Annotated in this window: 1 protein-coding gene; it reads right to left on the bottom strand. The window is 37.2% G+C overall.

Annotation, left to right across the window (positions count from 1 at the left end):
* On the bottom strand, window positions 1-258 hold a 258-nt coding region (locus SB816_RS33065; RefSeq protein ID WP_410548386.1), incomplete at both ends, for an rRNA adenine N-6-methyltransferase family protein.

The following is a 258-nucleotide window of genomic DNA, read 5'->3' as shown; positions in this document are numbered from 1 at the left end:
CATATGACTCTCAATATGTTCAGCCGATCCATGTACAATAAATAGGTTTTGTTCCTCTTTATATTTTTCTTTCAGTAAAGCATAAAATTCCTCATTTTTTTCTATCAATAAGATCATCGTCCCAGGCTGACGTTTTTCAAGCAGCTTTTTTGTAAATACTCCCGTGCCCGGCCCGTATTCAACAATGTATTCAGCTTTATGAAAATCAATTTTTCCGGTCATTTTCTCAGCAAGAAAATGTGAGCTGGGCAGAACGGC

The organism is Achromobacter sp. SIMBA_011 (assembly GCF_046535435.1).
Lineage (GTDB): Bacteria > Pseudomonadota > Gammaproteobacteria > Burkholderiales > Burkholderiaceae_B > Achromobacter > Achromobacter dolens.
Note: the sequence above shows the minus strand (reverse complement) of the source record. Positions and strands in the feature narration are given on the sequence as shown.